This is a genomic window from Paenibacillus sp. YSY-4.3 (assembly GCF_054767475.1).
The window spans coordinates 109,169-131,090 of sequence record NZ_BAABMC010000009.1 but is presented as its reverse complement, the minus strand read 5'-3'; the positions used below and the strand labels follow the sequence as shown (position 1 = coordinate 131,090).

Below are 21,922 nucleotides of genomic sequence, written 5' to 3'. Positions count from 1 at the left end.
AACACCATGAATCCAATTATTTCCCTTTAATAGAGTCTCTTATTAAAAATAGATACAGTAAATCCACTTGTCATCAATCTATGATAAGTTTCCGATCTCTCATACCCGTGTTCATCCGCCACTATGATGAGGACATTATAATTCATTTCCATCCACTGAAATCCGCATCACTAATCACTTCACCCCATTACATTCCGTTAATTTCTGCTATAGTCAACCCCGTTCATCCATTCATTCTGCTCCGCTTCATTACGTGCAACCTCAATTCCACCATTAATATAGCCTCGAATATAGCCCTACCCGCCGACGGCTTCCTATCGTCGAACCACCTATCCTCTAACACGACACACTCCAACACGACACACACCATCCCTCCCGACCCAAATTTCTTTTCCGATTTCTCAATCTTGTTACTTTTGCGTAACTTTTCCGTCTAAAAGTAGTCTATTATTTATGTACTAGATTCCCGTAATGGAAGAATAGGGATCGATTTTTGGCATAAAGCATACAGATGGGAGAGTAATAAATTACAATGGTAGTTCGCAAAGACACGAAATTGGTTCGGTTTGCTGTCAGAAACGGGAAGAAGCTCATTCTTGTTACGCTGGCCGGTATGATATGGATTCAGCCTGTGTTGGATGTTGGGACAGAATGGTTTGGGCCTGCCTCATCGGCTCATGCAGCTTCAGAGCAGGCGGTCAAGTTAAGTGAAGATTACATTACGTCTGGCGCCAAGCTATTAAAATATCAATATACGACAACGAGATCCGGCAAGTCGGTGAAGGTGCTCGCCGATGTCATTCAAGTAGATTTGACGAATCCTTACGTCCATCTTGATGTCATGACAGGGAAGGAGGCGCAAGTAACTACTAGGCAGTCCGTTCAGGGAATGGCAAGAGAGACTGGCGCAGTAGCCGGCATTAACGGCGATTTCTTCTCGACCACAGGGCAAGGTGTTGCGCTCGGTGGCGCGGTATCCCAAGGTACGCTCGTAACGAGCCCTTCGCAGCTGACGGGGATGTATGCTTTTGCCGTACGGAATGACGGGACGCCGATGATCGATCGGTTTGAGTTCCAAGGAAGCGTCATGACAGAGAACGGCCTGACCTTTCCCCTATCCGGCATAAATCAGGAGGCGTACATCACAGAACCTGACAAATCCTACAGCCACGCTAATAAGATGTATATATACACAAGCGCCTGGAAGTCCGAGGATCGTCCTAAAGACAGTTCTACGACGCCTACAGAGGTGCTCGTTCAAGGCGGAGTAGTACAACAAATATCGATTAAAGCGCCTATACCGGGCACGGTGCCTTCAGATGGCTACATATTGCGGGCTCACGGCACGGCTGCTGAATTCGTGGCGGCCAACCTATACGTAGGGCAGCGGCTAGATACGAACTACCGGCTTCGTTCCATTGCCAGCGGCCAAGAGCTGAATCCTGCTGACATAAAAATGATGATCGGGGGACATACGCTGCTTGTGGATCAGGGGAAACCATCCTCCTTTACCCGCTCCGTGACCAGCATTAGCGGCAGCAGCGCGGTAGCCCGCACCGCTGTTGGCTATTCCCAGGACGGCAAATACGCCTACCTGATCGCTGCGGAGAAGAACAATAGCAGCTCCGGTATGACACTGGCCGAATTGCAGAAGTTCATGGCTGCGATCGGCATATGGAAGGGGCTCAATCTGGACGGGGGAGGCTCGACGACGATGGTTGACCGTCCGTTGGCCGAGAACGAGGTGACCCTGACCTTTACGACATCCAATGGAGACGGCTCTCAACGTGCGGTGGCCAATGGGCTGGGCGTATATACTACAGCTCCCCAAGGAACACTGAAAGGACTTAAGGTCAGCGGAACATCTTCGCTTCTGATCGGACAGTCGGCGGCGTATTCGCTGAAAGGGTACGACACCTACTATAACCCGGTGGATGCCTCGGGCATTCAGGCGACCTGGAAGGCGGATAACGGCAATGTAAGCTGGACGGGAACGGACTTTAAGGGTGTGAAGGTAGGTACATCGCAAATTACGGCGGTTAGCGGCGATGCGAAGGCAAGTATGAAAGTGACCGTCCTGGGCGGCAGCGACTTGGACAGCCTCTCTTCAACGACGACTTATGCGCCGCTTGAGGCGGGCACAAGCGTATCGGTGCCGATGTCGGCTAAACTGAAGGATGGGCGAACTATAGAGGTGCCGGCTGAATCCCTGACCTGGGAATTCAAAGGGATGAAGGCAGCGGTGTCCGGCGGTGTATTAACGGTGCAATCCGTGAATCCAGGCGCTAAAGTGGCGTATGCAACAGCGAAGTATGATGGATTTAGTTCTACACCAATCGTTCTGTCGACCTCGGCGGAGCAAATCTGGGAGAATTTTGAGAACACGGCTTACCCACTTTCCTTTAAAGGACTTCCTGCCGAAGCGGCGGGAACGGCTACAATCGTACAAGGAACAGGAGAACGCCAGAACTCTAAAGTCCTTAAGCTTGACTATGACTTGACGAACGGAACAGGAAATAAATTCGCCTATGCGGAGTTCAACGGAACGGCAGGAAGAAGCATTCCTGATGGATCGACGGCGATGTCGCTAGATGTACTGGGCGATTCAAGCCTGAATTGGCTGCGGGCTGAATTTGAAAATCCGGATGGCAAGGCAGTGTATGTGGATCTGGCCAAGCCGCTTAATTTCTCAGGCTGGAAGACGCTGACCGTTGATTTGAGCGCAGCAGGCTTGAAGCCGTCCGCGAAGCTGAAGCGCCTATACCTCGTTAACCTGGAGGAGGGGCAGGACGAGCGTGCATTAACCGGCAGCGTGTCTTTTGATAATATTAAATTCACATCGCCTGTTATGGATGGAGATACCGGCCTGCCTAGCGCAAAGGTAGTGATGACTGTAGGCCAGAAATCCCTGACCGTTAACGGCAAGAAGCAAGGCATCGACGTCGCTCCGCTGCTGCAAAACGATACGACGTATGTACCGATTAGATATGTGCTCGATCATTTTGGCGGACAGTCGGAATGGAACGCTACGTCCAAGAAAGTTACCGTGCTGTCGGGGAGCACTGTCATGGAGCTGACTGTAGGAAAGAAGGAATTTACGCTGAACGGAGCAAGGAAGCAATCGGCGGTTTCACCGATTATTGTGGATGGAAGGACTTTGGTCCCATTAAGGTTAGTGTCGGAAGCACTTGGTATCGATGTAAAATGGGAAAAGAAAACCAAATCCATTACCCTTGAATCATGATATGATTAAATATGGCATATATGGATACAAGGAAATGGAGAAGGTGTAATTGGACTTTCAAGCCGATGCTATAGATAAAGTTATTAAGAACGCCATAAGCGTTATGGAGAACAGCAAACTGCAAATGCTGGAAATATTGGATTCGGCACGAAATGAGCTGAAAACGTTGAATTACGAGCTTCAGCAGGTCATGAAGGAAACGGCGGAAACCGTGGAGAAGGTCGACCAGCTTGAAGTAAACTATCGGCGTTCTCGCATCCGGCTGACGGAAGTCAGCCGGGATTTCGTGCGCTATAAGGAAGAGGATATCAAGCAGGCTTACGAGAGGGCGACACAGTTGCAGCTCGACCTGCTTATTTATCGTGAAAAGGAAATGTATCTGAAGGCCCGGCGGGATGAATTGCAAAAGAGGGCTCGCAACGTGGATAAATCCGTCGAACGGGCCGAGACCATCGGCACGCAGATGGGAGTTGTGTTAGAATACTTGTCAGGGGAGCTGGGACAAGTTACACGGATTCTGGAATCCGCCAAAAACCGCCAGATCATCGGCTTAAAAATAATATTAGCGCAGGAAGAGGAGCGCAAGAGGATCTCACGAGAGATTCATGATGGCCCCGCACAACTACTCGCAAATCTAGTACTTAGGACGGAAATTGTAGAAAGAATGCTAGCTAGGCAGGAATTTAAGATGGTCCAGGACGAAATAATAGATTTGAAGGGACAAGTGCGCTCCAGCTTAGAAGAAATGCGAAAAGTCATCTTTAATCTTAGACCGATGGCTCTGGATGATTTGGGACTCATTCCGACATTGCGCAAATATGTGCATGATTATGAAGAGAAGACCAAAATCCGGACAACCTTTGAGACAAGGGGCAAGGAATACCGTCTGAGCTCGGCCATGGAGGCAGCGGTTTTCAGATTGGTCCAAGAAGCGCTCACCAATGCGGCAAAGCACGCCTTTCCTACGTATGTCGTCGTAGAAATTACGTATCAGGCCCAGATGGTTAAAATTATGGTTCAAGATAACGGACTGGGGTTCAAGGTGGATCAACTGGAGCTAAAGAACAAAGAGCATACCCATTTTGGATTAATCGGCATGCGGGAAAGAGTGGAATTGCTGGAAGGAAGAATGGAAATAGAATCAACGGCGAATTTGGGCACCAAAATCGTCATCCATATCCCGACAAACGCAGAGAAGAGGAAGGAGTTACAGGATGGATAATCTCAATTCTAACACTAGACAAACAATCAAAGTTCTCTTGGCAGATGATCATCAACTTTTTCGTGAAGGGCTTAAACGCATTCTAAACATGGAGGAAGATATCGAGGTCGTCGGCGAATGCGGCGACGGGTCCCAAGTTTTAGAAGCGTGCCAGCAGTTTTTTCCCGAAATCGTTTTGATGGATATTAATATGCCGCAATTGAACGGAGTGGACGCGACGGCGGAGCTTCGCGATGCCCTGCCTGAAGTAAAGGTAATTATTTTATCTATACATGATGATGAGAGCTATGTATTTGAGACGCTTCGCAAAGGAGCTACCGGCTATTTGCTTAAGGATATGGAGGCAGAGTCGCTTGTCAACGCTATTCGTACCGTAGCCGAGGGCAACGCCTTTATTCATCCGAAAGTGACGGGCAAACTGATTCAGCAGCTGCGCCGAATGGAGTATTTAAGTGAGACTGGGGCTATTGCAGAAGACAGTGCTATTCGCGAGGCTGGAGTGAAATTCGTAGCCGGCGATGACAACCCACTGACGAGACGTGAAGCGGAGGTACTTCGTTTGATGGCGGAGGGCCGCAGCAATAAGATGATTGGTGAACACTTGTTCATCAGTGAGAAGACGGTCAAGAACCATGTCAGCAGCATTTTGCAAAAGATGGATGTAGACGATCGGACGCAGGCGGTTATCAACGCGATCAAATTCGGTTGGGTAACTTTATAAAAGGAAGGAACTTGCTATTCGCCGGAATGGCATCAGCAAGGATCTTTCACGCTCGTCATTTTCCAATATTTTCTTTAAATTGAAAAGTGAGGTCGCATCTGTTCTTTTTTGGACAAGGATACAATGCAGCGGTTTGGCCTGTACATACAGCTAGGCAGCATGATTCTAATGCGACGAATTACAACTATACGTCTTATCAGAGGATATGAAGTGAAAGCCCAGTAACCGACCTACTTCCGGCGGCATATATTGTCGCATAGGGAGGTTGAGTCGTATGATTCCTTACATGGCCTGGATATTGTTTAGTTATGGCGTTGCTGGAGCGTTGGTGCACTTTGTTTACAGCAGGCATTTAAAGTATGAAACGAGCTCTCGAAAGCAGGTTCATTATGTTCTGGTGGCTCATAACCATGAGAACCAGATGGAGTGGTATTTGCGGGCGCTTATGTGGTACAGCTGCCTGAGGGCACAATCGCTTAGGGTTACGATACTGGACGATGGTTCACAGGATGAAACGCTGGCGATTATCGAGCGAATGAAATATGCCAATGAAATGAACCTGACCGTAATCGGCCAGGCCAAGATTCAGGACGAACATGATATTATCCGGCACAATGCCCCTAATGATGGGGAGCAATTGAAATTTATCGATCTCCGGGTGCCGCACGAAGCGGCGAAAATACCGTATGTTCAGGCATAGCTGCAGTCAATTGAATATGTTGGTGATACGTAAGATGTGAAGCACACTCTTAGGCCATGGCCGAGGGGTGTGCTTTTTTGCGTTTGGAATGGAATGGGTAAGACTGGGAGGGGGTTAAAGATTAGCCCGATTCTGAGGTAGGAAGGGCTATCGCAGCATTCGATGCGAGGCATGAAGGTTGGGGGGGCGATTCGATGGATGAACTAATGTACTAACATATAAAGCGAATAACTGATGGACCAATTGATGTGGACCAATTGATGAACCGGCGAGGAACTAATTGGATTTGTTACATTTAAAAACTCCGTTCTGCGACAAAATGCGTAATTAGCTGGATTTCCTGTATTTAAAATGAGTTTCAACTGGGGGGAGTCAAAAAGATAAGGTTTTAGATGCATGAAATACAGGTAGTCCGCCTAATCTTTCGCATAAGAACAAATTAGGTACACGAAATACATTTACACCTGTTTACAGTTGTAACTCAAGCAAGCCAAGTTAGGTTGATTAAGCGCCAAAGTGTCGTGCAGTTCTCATTGAGAAGGTTCTTTTAAATATCAGAATGTAATAAAGGTTAGTATTAGGCTGGGCTGGCGCTGAAAGGGCTGTCTCGATATGGATATTATAATGCCCCAGGACAAGGGATGTTATCGCGGGGAGGACTGACTCTTGCGGTAATTGCTTCTATCGGTGTCGTGTATTTTAGTAGGCTGCAAGGTTGGTTTGAAATAAAGATTGATAGAGGGAGGGGATCGGTTGAAAGTCTGTTTGTATGCGGTCAGATGCGAAGCAGAATGGGAGGTAAGAGTCAGCATGGATTTTGCCGTTGATCTGGAATGGTGGATCCAGGAAGGGCAGGTGGATAGCGAATGGAGAGGTATGAAGCGAAGCGGTATAGGTGAGCAATACATAGTGGAGGAAGAGGGCGGGGAACACGGCACAGAGTTAGTTGAGCGGGAGACTAAAGCTAGGGAGGCGAAGGTTCTCCTGCTTCTGGCTGATGAGCTGCCATTAGGCTTGGCTATAGGCCTGCGGGATGGGTTTATACACCATGCTCGTATGGACGAGTGGGGGGCCAGGGAGTGGAACAGATATTTGCGGGAAGAATTGGTACGGCGATATAAGGCTGATTTGGTGCGTGATAAGTACCTTCTAGAAGAGTTAGAATCTGCACGGCTTATATGGACAAGGGAGAAAGGAATGACGCCCGAGGGACGAGCTATACAAGAGAAAATAGAAATGACGACGGTGCAGTGGGAAGGGTCGAAAGCGGGACAGGGTGAGGAGCTAACGGCGGAACAGGGGGCGGAAGTGGCTAGAGGTGGATTGGATAGATGCGGTTTGGAGTTGCGGGTGATCGCGGGGAGCGCGTCGCGGCTTGCAGACGCGCTGGCGGGGCGTTCGCTGCTGGCGGCGGAGCTCCAGCAGCTCCTGGCGGAGCGCCTGCCGGAGCTGGCGCCGGCGTGGCGCTCCGCCGCCCAGTACGCGCACCTGCAGGGGCGCGTACAGCTCACCGCGGGCGTGGCTCCGGCCGCCGCCCGCCACAGTCGTGCCCCGCTGCGCGGCCGGGCACGGCTTCCCCGCTGCCGCCGCTGCGGCAGCGGGGCCCTTCGCCGCACGCCCTGCGGGTCGTGCGGCCTGAGCAGCTGCGCCTACTGCGAGGCCTGCCTCGCGCTGGGGCGCAGCCGCTCTTGTGCGCTGCTGCTTCGCGGCAGCGCATGTGGTGCCGTGCCACCGCCTAGCCCTTTGGGCGGCGGGGGCACGGCAGGGGCGCCCCCCACCGGGTCCTTGCTGGACCGGTGGGGGCTTAGCCCCGCGCAGCGCGCAGCTGCGGGGGAGGCGCTGCGCTTCCTGGCGGAGCCGGAAGCGGGAGGGCGCGGCAGCCTGCGGGTGCAGCTGCCGTTGCGCGGAGCCGTGCCGCATAGCGCCGGCCCTCCTTCGCCCAGGGCTACGGTACAGGCACGCATTCCGCGCTTTCTGCTCTGGGCGGTGACCGGGGCAGGGAAGACGGAAATGATATTTCCTTTGATTCAATATGCGCTTGATCGCGGAGGCGCGGTGCTGGTAGCTACGCCGAGACGGGACGTTGTTCTAGAGCTGGCTCCCCGGATCGCTAAAGCTTTTCCCGATGAACCAGCGGCAGTTCTCTATGGAGGCAGCGCTCAGCGCTGGGCGCGAGCGCGTCTCTATTTGGCAACGACGCATCAACTGCTAAGGTTCCATCGGGCATTCGATCTTGTCATTATCGACGAGCTTGATGCCTTTCCCTATCATAACGATCCTATGCTGGCTTTTGCGGCCGAGGCTTCTTGTAAACCCGGCGGGCGCTTCATCTATTTGTCGGCGACGCCCCCGTTATCTTTGCAGCGCGAGATCGGCCAAGGGAAGCTGCCGCACGCAAAAGTTCCCGCAAGATTCCACGGCTATCCGCTGCCTGTGCCGCGGCGGGCTGCCATGAGTGCTGTAGAGGAGGCTGTACGGCGTCAGCGGCTGCCGGGTTCGCTGCTGCAGCCTTTAAACGAGTCGATTCGGCGAGGGGCGCAAATTTTTATGTTCGTATCCCGCATCCGGCATATTGATCCCTTTGTAGCTATACTGCGGCGCAGGTTTCCTGCTCTTTCGATAGAGGGAACATCTTCCCAGGACGGCCAGCGTTCCGATAAAGTACTCGGCTTTCGCTCGGGTGAAATTCGTATTCTCGTAACGACGACCATTCTGGAACGAGGCGTGACCGTGCCGAAAAGCGATGTGTATATTTTGGATGCCGATAGCGAGCTGTTTGACGAGGCTTCACTCGTTCAAATGTCCGGCAGAGCCGGCCGCTCCAAAGATGACCCTGCGGGGATCGTCGTCTTCGCCTCCCCGGAGTGGACAAAGTCTCAACGCGCAGCTGTGAGGCAGATCAAGACGATGAACAAAATCGCACTTAAAAAGGGTTTTCTGCGGACTGCTGATTCGAAGGCAAAGAAGGAGGTCTGACCGCGTTTTTGCGTAGGCGCAAGCATGGAGTCCGTTGGAGCCATGTTTTTTAGGAAAGGAGGAATTAGCATGAAATCTGCTGACTCCCTGTACTTACATTCAGAACGCCTGGAGCGATTCTTGTCGGGCATATTGAAGCCGATGCATCAATTGCTGAGCCCGGCAGGAAGTTCTTGTTTGGCTTGTGGCAGCAGGATATCCGTACAGGTTCCCGGGTATCGTGAATTATGCCTGTCATGCTATTCGAGCATCCCTTGGATCATACAGCCCCGTTGTCCGGCTTGCGGCCGGCAAGTCGGGTGTCCCGATTGCAGCCGGATCGGAGGAACGCCGCGTAGTTTTGCAGTGAATCGCAGTAGTGTGGCCTATAACGCTTCGATGCGTCAATGGCTAGCCCAGTATAAATACCGCGGTCATGAAGCGTATGGTGCTGTTTTAGCGAGGATGATGGGACGGGCTGTGGAGCAAATGAAGAATGAGTTTGGAATTCAGAAAACTTATTTCGATGCGGTTACGTTTGTGCCCTTAAGCGAAGAAAGATGGGTCGAACGCGGATTCAATCAAGCGGAAGAGCTGGCTAGGGGAGCCGCTTTAGCCGGAGGGCGGACCGGAAGCGGCCTGCCTTTGTTAAATTTGTTGATGCGTACCCGGCATACCGACAAACAAAGCTTTAAGAGCAGATATGAAAGGCTTAAAAATATGCAGGGGGTATTTCAGGCTCTGCCCAATGCACCTGAACGACTGGCAAGAGCGATTTCGCAGTCTCGTAGGCTCTGTTATGACTATGCCGGGCCCATTCGTCTACTCCTTGTGGATGATGTCTATACGACGGGAAGTACCGTAAATGCTTGCGCTGCTGTGTTGCAAAACATTTGTGCAGGGCTTGGATCCAGCGGGGAAATATACAGTTTAACTTGGGCAAGATCTTAAATATAGCAAAATTCAGTATTTTTCTACGAAATAATGGACGAACACCCCTAAAATAAGGTAATCTATCATAAACAGCTTTATGATTGGACAAGTAGGGGGAATGGTTATGAATTTGGGAAATTGTCCGCGCTGCGGCAAACTGTTCGCCAATAATTTTAGGGACATCTGTCCATCCTGTATTAAGGATATCGAGAAAGAGTACGAGATGTGTCTTGAATACTTGCGTGAAGAGAAACTGGCTACGATCCAGCAGGTCCATGAAGCGACAGGGGTCCCCGTCAAGCAAATAACAAAGTTCATTAAAGAGGGAAGGATCACTGTAGCCAATAACCCGAATATGATGTACCCTTGTGAAGTATGCGGCGTTCTTATTCGTGAGAATAACATGTGCGATTCCTGCCGTACTCGTCTGACGCGTGATTTGACTGCCGCTGTCAGAGAAGAAGGCGGAGCCAGACAAGGCCATGATGATCGTAACCACAGCGGGGCATATAGCGCGGTCGACAAATTCCGCAACCAATAATGCCAAAATAACCTATAATATTATTGAAATTCCTAAACTTCGCTATTAACAATGTTTAAACCTACGCCGATAAACTTAGTAAAGATTATCGGTTTTTTTTATTTGAAACGAGGTGAATGAATTTGAAAATCAATGAGACAGGTCGAATTAGCGGGGTCAATCCGTATCAACGAAACGTTGAGAATCGGGATACTCAAGTAGATAAGAAGAAGCAAAGGGATCAGCTATCGATTTCCTCGGAGGCCAGAATCATGCTTGAAGAGCAAAATCAAGTTCAAGACCCTAATCGCATGGAGCGGATCGCCCAGCTGAAGAAGGCGGTATCCACAGGGACATATCATGTTGAAGCCGACAAGCTGGCGGAGAAACTGGCACCTTACTTCAAATCATTTGTTGATCCGGGGGATTCCAAGTGAGCGTACAGAACGTGATCGATGTTTTGCACCATACGGACGAAATATATCGGAAGGTCATTGAATTAGGCAAGGAAAAGCAGCAGGCTATTATGGATAACGATGTCGCTCTTTTGACAAAGTTGATGAACCAAGAGGCTCGTCTGCTCAAGCAAACTGAGGAGCTTGACGAGCTTCGTGAACAAGCCGCACAGCAATTTCTGCAGGAAAAAGGGATCCGCTCCCAGCTCAAATTAACGATAACTGAAATGACTCGTCTCGTATTCGACGTTACGGAGAAGCAGCAGCTGTTAGCAGCTCAGGGCCAGTTGTCGAATACGCTAAGAGAGCTTAAACGCCTAAACGGGATAAACAAGGAACTGGTCGAACAGTCCTTAACATTTATAGATTACAGTATCAATTTGTTTGTGAGCGAGCCGGAGGATGAAATGATGTACCGTGATCCTTCGAAACAGCATGTTGCGCAGAAGCCGCGCAGTTTTTTTGACACGAAAGCTTAAAGGGATAGGAGTGAAATGACAAAATGAGATCTACTTTTCATACACTTGAAGTTGGTAAACGGGGAGTAGTTGCCCAACAAACAGCGTTGGCCACGACGGGCCACAATATTACGAACGCTAATGCACCAGGTTATTCTCGTCAAGTAGCCAAGATGGCCGCAGCTAGACCGATTGAATTTCCAGGGATGACCCGTTCGACGAACCCGAACCAGCTTGGGATGGGCGTCGAAGTTACTAGCATTAAACGGATTCGCGATTTCCTGCTGGATATCGAATATCGGAATCAAAACTCTGATTTGTCAACCTGGATTGTGAAGCAAGAGACGCTATCCAACGTTGAGGGGATTTTTAACGAACCCTCGGAGAATAGTATTGCTACGAGTATTTCGGAATTCTGGAATGCTTGGCAGTTGCTTAGTAAGAATCCGAGCAGCACCGACTTGTCTGCGCGAACGGTAGTTCAGCAGAAGGCGCTCGCTCTTACAGAGACCTTTAACCATATCGCCTCTCAGCTGAACACGCTGCAAAATAACCTGACTCAACGGATTGACGTAAAGGTTGCGGAAGTGAATAATACCGTCCAGCAAATCTCGGATTTGACGATCATGATTAATCGGGTGGAAGGGCTTGGCGATAATGCTAACGACCTGCGAGACCAGCGCGATTTGCTGATTGACCAGTTGTCCACGCTTGGGAACTTGCAAGTGATAGAAACTGATGACAACTACCAGGTGATCTTCGGTGATGTTATGGTTGTAGATGGCATTCAGCCTCCTACAGAGTTTGCTTTAGCTAACGTCAATGCTCTTACAAGAGGGGAAATTGCCGGTTATGTAGAATCTCGCGACATTCATGTTCAAAACTATATTAATCAGATGAATGTGATGGCCAACACGCTTGCTACTGGAAAAATTGAGGTCACTCTGCCAGCGGGGTCAATTTTGCCTCCTGGAGTCACTATACCAGGTGCGGTGATGGATCCAACAAATCCAAGAAAACTCGCTCAGGATACTAAGCATACCGTAGATGGGTTGAATGGCCTACATAAGCTTGGTTATACCCTTCAAGAGCCAGCAACGCCGGGTCAAGACTTTTTTGTTGCCTTAGGAGGTGGCCCAATCACAGCCGCAAATATGCGCGTGAATCCGGGGATTATCGACAACTTGGCTAATATCGCGGCTGCCATGCGAGTTGAACAGGTCACCCAGAATGGGGTTACTACAGAGAAGGTACTGCAGGGTAACGGGGATCTGGCATTATTGATCGCTTCGTTAGCAGAAGGCAAGTTTGATTATCGGGGCCAGAATGGCGCGATTACTAATGAAGGAACCTTTGCTGGTTATTTGCAATCGGTCATTGCCCAGCTAGGGACAGATTCGGATGATGCCTATCGGATGGTACAGAACGGTACCTTGTTATCTGACCATGCGGATAGGTTGCGTCAAGCGGTAAGCAGTGTCTCACTGGATGAGGAAATGGCGGATATGATCAGGTTCCAGCATGCCTACAGTGCTTCCGCCCGCGTAATGACAACGATTGATGAAATGCTCGATAAATTGATTAACGGCACGGGAATTGTCGGTAGATAGGAGATGAGTACATGCGTATCACTCAGTCTATGATGAGTAGATCGATGATGAGCAATTTACAGAACAATTTCAAACGGCTGGACAAATACCAGGAACAGCTGATGACGAATCGGCGGCTTAACCGTCCATCCGATGATCCGGCTGGCGTTGCAAGCGCATTGCAATACCGCGGCGAAATTAGCTCAACGACTCAATTTGAGGAAAATGTATCGGATGCGGACTCCTGGATGTTATTTACGGATACTGTTCTGACGGAAGCAACCAATATTATTCAGCGGCTCGCTGAATTGGCAGTACAAACTGGAACGGATACGGTTCCAGCGGATGCTAGAAACAATGCTAAGCAAGAGGTAGATCAACTGTACGAACAGCTTGTTTTATTAGGAAACTCGCAATTCAAAGGAAAGTACGTATTTAATGGACAGCGGGTAAATGAACCGCCTTATCCAAGTGATCCGGCAAATATGGCTTATAGTTTGGATCAAGGTGTGGTTCAATACCAAATTGGCGCGGGTGTTTATATTCCGGTAAATTTGCTTGGTGACAAAGTATTTGGAGCCTTTGACGATAATACGGGACTATTTAAAGTGCTGGATGATTTCAAAAATGCTTTGACAGATACCAGTCCTGCAGGAACAAACGCGATTCAACAAATGATTTCCGCGCTGCAAGGGAATTTGGAAAGGGTGATTACAGCCCAAGCGGAAGTTGGAGGCAAACAGAATCGTCTTGAATTCTCGATGAGCCGCCTAAATGATTTGAATTTAAATTATGTATCTCTTCAGTCCTTAATCGAAGATGCTGACATGCCGGCAGTAATTACTGAACTCAAGACAGCAGAGAGTATTTATCAGGCTTCGCTTGACACTATGGCACGGATTATCCGGCCTAGTTTGCTAGATTTTCTGCGATAGGGGGGGATGTAAATGCAGATTCCCCGCATACAAATTAATCAGGGTTATAGTAAGTTGGGTATAGAAACTACGAGGGGCCAGTTTAGCATTGAGCAGCCTAGACCTTCATTGAATTTACATCAAGAGCCGGGTAAACTTGAGATGGAACAAGCGAGGCCTACTTTAGAAATAGATTCAAGGAAAGCCTGGTCTGCACTAGGGATGGCTAAGTTCGCTGAGTTCACAGATCGAATAGCACAAAGCTCCTTAGAGTCATCTATGCGAAATATTGCAGAAATTGCTCAGGCAGGTGACCGGATGATGGCATTCCATCAACCCGGAAATGCATTTGCGGAAATTGCCCGCCAAAATGTATTAAAAGACCGCCCTATTGAATTTATGGGTCCTGCAGGTTACGATAATGTCGATGTTACGTTTACGCCAGGATCTTTATCTATGAATTACTTGCCTGGCAAGGTAAGTGCTGATCCAGTCATTCGCAAACCTGTCGTTGATTATTATCCAGGCAAAGTTAATCCGTATTTGATCCAGAAAAATTTTATATTTATGACGGCTACGAGTCGCAATTTGGATGAGGTCGTTTAATTAACTAGTAATATAGCTACAATGAATGACCTATTCCTTCATGTAGCTATTTTTTTTATTAAAGGAGGAGCTGCCTGTGATGATCGTAAACACAGCTAGATTCGGGGAAATAGAGGTTAATCGCGATAGTTCATGGACTTTTTTAGTTCCACTCTTAGGATTTGAAGACTACCGGAACTTCGTAAATATATCTGATAACAATAGTCCTTTTGAATTTATTCAATCACTGGAAGAAGAGAACCTAACTTTTGTATTGACTGATCCATTTCTGTTCTGTCCAGAGTATGAATTTACACTTGAACAGCGTTGGCTCGATCTGCTCCGTATCGAACAAGCAGATCAGGTCATTGTACGCTCTGTGGTAACTGTAAGGTCTCCTTCTGATATTTCTATGAACTTAAAAGCTCCTATCATTATGAATTCTATAACGAGAGAAGCTGCTCAAATTATTCTTGACCGGCCGGAATACAGCGCTCGCTATTTGCTTACAGAGTCTGCAGAGCAGGAGGGAAACCATGCTGATTCTATCCAGAAATAAAGGTCAGAAAATTATGATAAACCATGACATTGTTATTTCAGTCATAGATGTTGCGGGTGATCAAGTTCGTATTGGGATCGAAGCACCTTCGCATGTCAGCATTTATAGGGAGGAAATCTATGACGCGATACAGGAGCAGAATAAGGAAGCGGTACTTCGAGAGTTGAATGTACAAGAATTGCTATTGAACGTAACCTCACAAAATAAAATTAAAAAAAATTAATAAAATATTGCAAAAGCTATAAACAATAGTGTGAGTTAACCGATATATATATCATGGGACGAGATCATGGCGTTAGCGGCCGCAAGTCATGAGTCCGGCCACATAGGGTGAAGCAAGGATGCTAATCACCAAAACATTCCAGGGAGGAATTTTATTATGCGTATTAACCACAATATCAGCTCTTACAACACTCAGCGTCAATTGGCTTTCAACAACCTTAACTCTTCCAAAAACTTGGAAAAACTTTCTTCCGGTTACCGCATTAACCGTGCAGCAGACGATGCAGCAGGTTTGGCTATTTCCGAGAAAATGCGTAACCAAGTTCGCGGTTTGGAGCAAGCTAGCCGCAACGCTTTGGATGGTATTTCCATGATTCAAGTAGCTGAGGGTGCTTTGAATGAAACTCACTCCATGCTGCAACGTATGGGTGAACTTTATACTCAAGCTGCCAACGAAACATTGACTACTTCCGATGCTAAGAAAATTCAAGATGAGATTACTCAATTGACTGCTCAAATCGACAGCATTGCTGAGCAAACGAAGTTCAACGGCAGAGAGCTGTTGACAGATGGTGTAGACGGTAAGCCTTTGGATTTCCAAGTAGGTGCTAACGAAGGCGACATTATTACGCTGACATTGAAATCAGCGAAGGTAGGCGATCTTTCTATTAAAGACTTGAAGGATCTTACAACTATTGCTGATGCAGATAATTTGAACGAAGAAGTTAAACTGAACTTGACTAAGGTACAGAAGGCAATTGACGAAGTATCTGAAATTCGTTCTGGCCTGGGTGCTGTTCAAAACCGTCTCGAGCATACTGTAAACAACTTGGGAACTACGGCTGAGAACCTCCAAGCTGCTGAATCCCGGATCCGTGACGTAGACATGGCTAAGGAAATGAGCGATTTCACGAAAAATAACATTCTTACTCAAGCTGCTACTGCAATGTTGGCTCAGGCTAACCAACAACCACAAGGTATCCTGCAACTGCTTAGATAATTTCAGTAGAATGAGGCCGGCCGGGTTTTCCGGCCGGTTTTTGCTATAACAGTAGAACTTTAATTAAATAAGGGGAATCGATGATGAAAGTAAGTAGTGATATATCTACACTTCCTTTCATTAGACAGGGGCAGCTGCCTTCAGTGGTCGGAGAATATTCTTCATCTTTGTTTAAAACTCAACAGCAAGATCATGCGCTGCCAGTTGATGACAAGGGATTAGAGAATCTTGTTAATAGAGCGAATAAGACCTTAAATGATCTTGATACGGAAGTAAAGGTATCTTTCCATGAAGGTACTAATCAGATGATGATTAAGGTAGTAAACTCTAAAACTCATGAGGTATTAAAAGAAATTCCACCCGAGAAATTGATTGATCTAGTTTACAATCTTTGTGAACTAGCAGGGTTATTTACAGATCGTAGAATTTAAGGGGTGATAATTATGACTATCAGAATTAGTGGTATGGCCTCAGGTATGGACATTGATAAACTCGTATCTGACTTAATGAGGGCAGAGAAATTACCCTCTAAAAAGGTATACCAGCAAAAGCAAACTGTTATTTGGACAAGAGATCAATATCGTAACCTGAATACAACATTGTCAAAATTGACGAATGCTGCAGATAAACTAAGGTTTGATTCTAACTTTACGAAACTTAAAGCGAATTCAAGTAATTCATCTGTAGTAGAGGCGACCATGAAATCTGGAGCTAAGGAAGCTTCTTACAGCATTCAGGTTAACAGAATGGCTACATCTGCTACAATGATCGGAGATGAGCTTTCTAACGGGGGCTTATCTGGTACAATTACTATTTCCAATGGGACCGATAGTAAGGACATTACTCTGGACTCCAAAACTCCTCAAAATGTAATTGATGAGATTAATAAGTCTGGTTTAGGAATTCGGGCAAACTATGATACCGTGAATAATCGGATTTCATTAGTTTCGAGTTCCATCGGGGAGAAGTCACAAATTACGTTAGCTGGAGACACTCAACAATTAGGCTTCCAAGCAGGAACGATTCGTGGTGATAATGCCGAGGTATTGGTGAATGGGCAACAGATTGAAATCTCGAACAATAGCCTAGAATTGGATGGGGTTTCCCTAAAGTTAAAGGGGGTCTCATCAGGTTCAATACTTGTAAATGTAACTAAGGACATAACCTCTGTCAAAGACACGATAATGAATCTTGTTAATTTGTATAATGAAACCATTGATACTCTTCGTGCTAAATCATCAGAACCGGTATTTCGAGATTATAAACCCCTGCTCGATGAAGAAAAGGAAGCAATGAACGAGAAGCAAGTTGAGTTGTGGGAAAATAAAGCGAAAAGCGGTCTTTTGAGAAATGATAGCATCATTGAAGATACTATTAACTCCCTTAGAAATGGATTGGCTAAAGCATTTAATACTACTGGAGCTTTTAAATCTTTAAGTGATATTGGTATTAGCTTTAAGTCATTTATGGACGGCGGGGTTAGTGAGCTTGGGAAATTAAAGATAGATGAAGCTAAACTAGAACGAGCAATAAATGATCATCCTGAAGATGTAATTAACTTATTTACCCAGGTGCCTACTGCAGATAAAAATTCAAGTGAATACTTTGAACAGATGGGATTTGCAGACCGAATCTACCAGGCGCTTCAAAAACAAAGCGCAAAAATTACAAAAAAAATCGGTAACGGCATAAATAGTGAGACTATCGATGACAGCTACTATGGAAACCTATTGAAGAACTTGAATTCAAAGATTCTTACACTGGATGATCGGCTACAAAGAACTGAAAATCGTTACTACAAGCAATTTACTGCCATGGAAAAAGCGCTGCAACAGCTAAACAGTCAAGGTTCGTGGCTAGCACAGCAATTAGGTATGTAACAAATACGTAAAATATTGAGGAGAATAACTATGATGAAGCAGAATTATCAACTTCACTATCAAAAGGTCAGAGTAGAGACTGCGGGTCCAGGGGAGCTTACGCTTATTTTGTATGAGGAGTTGTATAAAAGGCTTAATTTAGCCAGGAGTCAATTTGAGAATGGTGATATTGAGCAATGCAGGCATAATATTTACCGTTCCCGTGATATCCTCCAGGAACTTCTAGTTACCCTCAATATGGATTACGATATTTCAAAACAGCTTTACCAACTGTATGATTATTATTTAAGACGGTTGAGTGACTTTATCGTGAAGAAAGATATTGAAATATTGAATGAGGTGATTGACTTCGCAAAAGGAATGGTAGAAACCTGGAAACAGGCATTACAAATCGTAAAAAGTGGTAATGAGTAATGAATCAAAATGAAGCAACAATTATTTTGCATGAAATTATCGGGCTGTATGACAAACACCTCCGCCATTTTGATGTGTCTTCTTACTTAGAAGAGGCGGAGGAGATTGATTCTCTTTACCAAAAGTTACTCGGCATAAATACCAATAATTTCAATGACTTGGAAAAATGGAAGATGCAGTGTGAACAGGTGTATAAAATGCATAATACAATAAAAACACTAGTAAGTCAAAAGATGGCAGAAATGCGTCGTGCTAGGAAGTTAAACTACGGAAACCAAGTGAATCCTGAGGGCTTTTATATTGACCGTAAAGGATAAAAACATTTTAGAAAGAGAGGAAAAAGTATGAGTATTAAGCGTTTATTGGTTAGCTTTATGGCAATGATTGTTATCCTTGCTGGTTTGCAACTGGCTCCAAATTCAGCGTCAGCGAACACTAACTATTTGACAGTTAAGAAAACAGCTTCTCCGTCAACTATTCTTGAAGGGGAAGAGGTTGAAGTTAAACTTGATATAACAGGTAACCCGCCTGTTAATGTTGTGTTGCCGAATGATGTAGTCTTGATTATTGACAGATCAGGAAGTATGGGCACGCAAAAGATGGAAGATGCCAAGAACTCGGCAAAAGGGTTTATAGATTTAATGGATTTTTCAAAACACCGTGTCGGAATTGTTGATTACAGCGATTCCTCAAAAACTTTCGATTTAACAACAGATACGGCTGCGGCTAAGAACTATATTTCTAATCTTAGATCAGGTGGGGGAACTGCAACAGGGGATGCCATTTTAAAGGCAAAGGAAATGCTTCAAAATCACAGAGACAATGCTCAACCAGTTATTGTACTTCTAACGGATGGCGATGCAACGATTCCGAATGATAACCCTTATCAATTTGCCTTGGATACAGCAAATGAAGCTAAAGAGGCAGGCATTGTTTTCTACACGATCGCTTTGCTTGAGGCAAACGCTAATCCAGAAACTAGCGGTCCTAACATATTAATGAAAGAGATGGCTACGACAGCGCATCACCATCACTTTGTTTTAGGATCCGTTGGACTATCGGATATTTATGCTGCGATTGTTCAAGAGATTGGACTAGCAAGTGCTTATGATGTAGTTGTGAATGATGTGATCTCTGATAAGTTCGAAATAGTTCCAGGTTCATATGATAACAACATACCTCGTCCTACCGTTGATGGGAATAAGTTGGTATGGAATTTCCTGGAAATGAAAAAAGATACCCTTACGTTCACATATAAAATTAGACATAAGAAAGATAGTGGGGTAGGGAGTCTCCCTGTGAATGCTAGTGGTTCAACCATTACATATAAAGATTACACGGGAGCTTCGAAACAGGCAGCTATTCCTAATCCGCTTGTTACGGTTAAATATCCTGCTCCGGTTATTACTTCCGTCACTCCAGGAGAGGGTAAAGTTACTGGTGGCGATACAGTAACTATCACGGGTGAATTTTTTAGAGATAAAGCTAGAGTGTCATTTGCTGGAACCTACTCATCTAAGGTTGACTATATAAGTCCAACAGAAGTAAAGGCGCTTGTGCCAGCAGGATATCAAGGTACAGCCGAGCTTAAACTTATAAATACAGACGGACAAGCAGCCGTTGCGACTTATGTTTATTATGATGACCCGATAATTACATCTGTATCACCTAATAATGGGGCATTAGAAGGAAATACTTTAGTACAAGTCAGGGGAAGTGCCTTCATGAGGGGGGCAAAGGTTAAGTTCGGCGACACATATGCTACTAATGTGACATTTAGTCATAGTGGCTACGTTTCCGCGACAACACCAGCAGGAATCGCTCCGGGAACAGTAGATGTAACTGTTGAAAATCCGGACGAAAGAACAGCTACTCTGCCTCAATCGTTTACTTACAATGAACCACCTAAAATGACCATCAGCTCTATCTCGCCGGCGACGGGGCTTGTAACGGGCGGCGAAACAATCACGGTTAATGGTACATTGATACAGCCTGGCACCAAAGTGTTCTTTGGTGATATAGAGGGTACCAACTATAAATATTCAAGCCTTACTTATATACTGGTTAATGCTCCGGCGAATCCGAATGCAGGTCCGGTTGATGTAAGGGTTGAAGGGCCTAATGGATATTCTGTAATACTGCCATTGGCATATACTTATGAAACTCCACCTCCACCACCTGCACCGACTATTAAAAGTGTAACCCCTGCAGAAGGAAAACTTGCTGGTGGAGATTCAATTTATGTCGATGGAAGCGGATTTCAGTCGGGAGTAAAGGTTTTCTTCGATGACATCGAAGTTACTCAAGCAACACTTGTAAATCCTTCTAGAATTCGAGTTATCACGCCTCCTTGGGCTGTTCCAGGAAAAGTAAGTATTACAGTTACTAATCCTGATCAGCAGACTGTAAGTTTATCTGATGCATTTGAATATCTTGCGCCACCTCCACCGCCAATGCCGTCAATAAAATCTTTAACTCCGGCGAGTGGACCTTTCGATGGTGGAAATAGAGTATATGTTGATGGCCAGAACTTTGTAAATGGTGCTCAGGTTTATTTTAATGATCAAGCAATCGCCACAACATTTGTTAATGCTACTCGACTATCGATTACAGCCCCACCAGCAACGGTTGCGGGGTATGTGAATGTGAAAGTTGTAAATCCTGATGCTCAATCAGTTGAAAAAGCAAATGCATACTTATATGATCCACCGATTGTTATTCCTGCCCCTGAAATTACCTCCATTTCTCCAAATTCGGGGCTAACGACAGGAAATTACATCATTGATATAAATGGGCAAAATTTCCAGAGGAATGCTACGGTTACTATAGGTGCAAACCAATTGAATCTGTATTCTTTTATGAGTTCTAGCAGGGTTAGAGTTATGGTTCCAGCTTCATCAATCGTTGGGGCTGTGGATGTAACAATCACGAATCCAGATGGCCAGAATCATACTGTACAGAACGGGTTCAACTATGAAGAGCCGAAACTCACGATAACTAAATTAATTCCTGGAAACGGGCCCTTAGCCGGAAATACATCTATATATGTTGATGGAGCAAATTATGATCCAGGTTTAACTGTTACCTTTAATGGACAGCCTATAAGCTTCACGTACATTAATAGTACGAGAATTCGCATTATTACTCCTGCAGGTACAGTTCCCGGTCCTGTTCCGATCGTATTGACAAATCCAACGGGAACATCAGCCACGATCGATTTTGTTTATGATGCTCCACCTGAGATACCAGCTCCTACTATTACAAGATTAACGGTTTCTAGTAGCTCTATAGCTGGCGGGTATACGATGTATGTAGATGGTTCAGGATACCAGAATGGTGGTATTATCGATTTTGGTGGAACTATTATTATTCCGCAGTTTGTTAATAGTACTCGGTTTAAAATTACTGTTCCTCCAGCTGCAGGACCAGGTGTAATCTCAGTTAAAGTAATAAATCCAGATGGTAAAGAAAGTAACACGAAAGATTTCGAGTATAAATAATAGTTTGATTGAATGATTTGGAAGGGACCTAGGAGGTCCTTTCCTTTTTTA

The 21,922-nt window shown here is 46.1% G+C and carries 20 protein-coding genes; all 20 read left to right on the top strand.

The features are described 5' to 3' along the window. The first annotated feature begins 532 nt into the window (after positions 1-532). The gene (locus tag ACYUJT_RS22165) at positions 533-3,244 is read left to right on the top strand and encodes a stalk domain-containing protein (protein ID WP_460326422.1); all 2,712 of its coding nucleotides are present in this window, start codon (positions 533-535) and stop codon (positions 3,242-3,244) included. 49 nt (positions 3,245-3,293) lie between these two features. Next, positions 3,294-4,466: a sensor histidine kinase gene (locus ACYUJT_RS22160; protein WP_460326420.1), complete on the top strand. Its 1,173-nt coding sequence runs from the start codon at positions 3,294-3,296 to the stop codon at positions 4,464-4,466. Beyond that, complete coding sequence (locus ACYUJT_RS22155; protein WP_460326418.1) at positions 4,459-5,187, top strand: response regulator; 729 nt, start codon at positions 4,459-4,461, stop codon at positions 5,185-5,187. Before ACYUJT_RS22160 ends, ACYUJT_RS22155 begins: the two co-directional genes overlap by 8 nt. Before the next feature lie 274 nt (positions 5,188-5,461). After that, a complete protein-coding gene (locus ACYUJT_RS22150; protein WP_460326416.1) occupies positions 5,462-5,887 on the top strand; it encodes a glycosyltransferase family A protein in 426 nt (141 codons plus the stop codon). A 753-nt stretch (positions 5,888-6,640) separates the two neighbouring features. Further along, positions 6,641-8,863 (top strand): DEAD/DEAH box helicase, encoded by a 2,223-nt coding sequence (locus tag ACYUJT_RS22145; protein ID WP_460326414.1) that lies wholly within the window; start codon positions 6,641-6,643, stop codon positions 8,861-8,863. 69 nt (positions 8,864-8,932) lie between these two features. Then, positions 8,933-9,793 carry a ComF family protein gene (locus tag ACYUJT_RS22140; protein WP_460326412.1) on the top strand — a complete coding sequence of 287 codons (861 nt, stop codon included), beginning with the start codon at positions 8,933-8,935 and terminating at the stop codon, positions 9,791-9,793. Positions 9,794-9,899: 106 nt separating this feature from the next. Next, positions 9,900-10,316 carry a TIGR03826 family flagellar region protein gene (locus tag ACYUJT_RS22135; RefSeq protein WP_460326410.1) on the top strand — a complete coding sequence of 139 codons (417 nt, stop codon included), beginning with the start codon at positions 9,900-9,902 and terminating at the stop codon, positions 10,314-10,316. 122 nt (positions 10,317-10,438) lie between these two features. Next, positions 10,439-10,732, top strand: coding sequence for a flagellar biosynthesis anti-sigma factor FlgM (gene flgM / locus ACYUJT_RS22130; protein ID WP_460326540.1), 294 nt, complete (start codon positions 10,439-10,441; stop codon positions 10,730-10,732). Next, the gene (locus ACYUJT_RS22125; protein WP_460326408.1) at positions 10,729-11,229 is read left to right on the top strand and encodes a flagellar protein FlgN; all 501 of its coding nucleotides are present in this window, start codon (positions 10,729-10,731) and stop codon (positions 11,227-11,229) included. Before flgM ends, ACYUJT_RS22125 begins: the two co-directional genes overlap by 4 nt. A 23-nt stretch (positions 11,230-11,252) precedes the next feature. Further along, positions 11,253-12,818, top strand: a complete 1,566-nt coding sequence (flgK, locus tag ACYUJT_RS22120) for a flagellar hook-associated protein FlgK (protein ID WP_460326406.1) — start codon at positions 11,253-11,255, stop codon at positions 12,816-12,818. 11 nt (positions 12,819-12,829) lie between these two features. Beyond that, positions 12,830-13,732, top strand: coding sequence for a flagellar hook-associated protein FlgL (gene flgL, locus ACYUJT_RS22115; RefSeq protein ID WP_460326404.1), 903 nt, complete (start codon positions 12,830-12,832; stop codon positions 13,730-13,732). Between the two features lie 12 nt (positions 13,733-13,744). After that, a complete protein-coding gene (locus tag ACYUJT_RS22110; protein ID WP_460326402.1) occupies positions 13,745-14,317 on the top strand; it encodes a DUF6470 family protein in 573 nt (190 codons plus the stop codon). Positions 14,318-14,396: 79 nt separating this feature from the next. Then, a complete protein-coding gene (fliW, locus tag ACYUJT_RS22105) occupies positions 14,397-14,855 on the top strand; it encodes a flagellar assembly protein FliW (protein ID WP_460326537.1) in 459 nt (152 codons plus the stop codon). Continuing rightward, positions 14,833-15,078 carry a carbon storage regulator CsrA gene (gene csrA / locus ACYUJT_RS22100; protein ID WP_460326400.1) on the top strand — a complete coding sequence of 82 codons (246 nt, stop codon included), beginning with the start codon at positions 14,833-14,835 and terminating at the stop codon, positions 15,076-15,078. Before fliW ends, csrA begins: the two co-directional genes overlap by 23 nt. 156 nt (positions 15,079-15,234) lie before the next feature. Further along, positions 15,235-16,077: a flagellin N-terminal helical domain-containing protein gene (locus tag ACYUJT_RS22095; RefSeq protein WP_460326398.1), complete on the top strand. Its 843-nt coding sequence runs from the start codon at positions 15,235-15,237 to the stop codon at positions 16,075-16,077. An 83-nt stretch (positions 16,078-16,160) separates the two neighbouring features. Beyond that, positions 16,161-16,508 (top strand): flagellar protein FlaG, encoded by a 348-nt coding sequence (locus ACYUJT_RS22090; protein WP_460326396.1) that lies wholly within the window; start codon positions 16,161-16,163, stop codon positions 16,506-16,508. Between the two features lie 12 nt (positions 16,509-16,520). Beyond that, positions 16,521-17,957, top strand: coding sequence for a flagellar filament capping protein FliD (gene fliD / locus ACYUJT_RS22085; RefSeq protein ID WP_460326393.1), 1,437 nt, complete (start codon positions 16,521-16,523; stop codon positions 17,955-17,957). A 30-nt stretch (positions 17,958-17,987) separates the two neighbouring features. Beyond that, complete coding sequence (gene fliS / locus ACYUJT_RS22080; RefSeq protein ID WP_460326391.1) at positions 17,988-18,371, top strand: flagellar export chaperone FliS; 384 nt, start codon at positions 17,988-17,990, stop codon at positions 18,369-18,371. After that, positions 18,371-18,688, top strand: a complete 318-nt coding sequence (locus ACYUJT_RS22075) for a hypothetical protein (protein ID WP_460326388.1) — start codon at positions 18,371-18,373, stop codon at positions 18,686-18,688. The genes fliS and ACYUJT_RS22075 overlap by 1 nt, the downstream gene beginning before the upstream one ends. A gap of 27 nt (positions 18,689-18,715) precedes the next feature. Further along, complete coding sequence (locus ACYUJT_RS22070; RefSeq protein WP_460326385.1) at positions 18,716-21,871, top strand: IPT/TIG domain-containing protein; 3,156 nt, start codon at positions 18,716-18,718, stop codon at positions 21,869-21,871. The last annotated feature ends 51 nt before the right edge of the window (positions 21,872-21,922 follow it).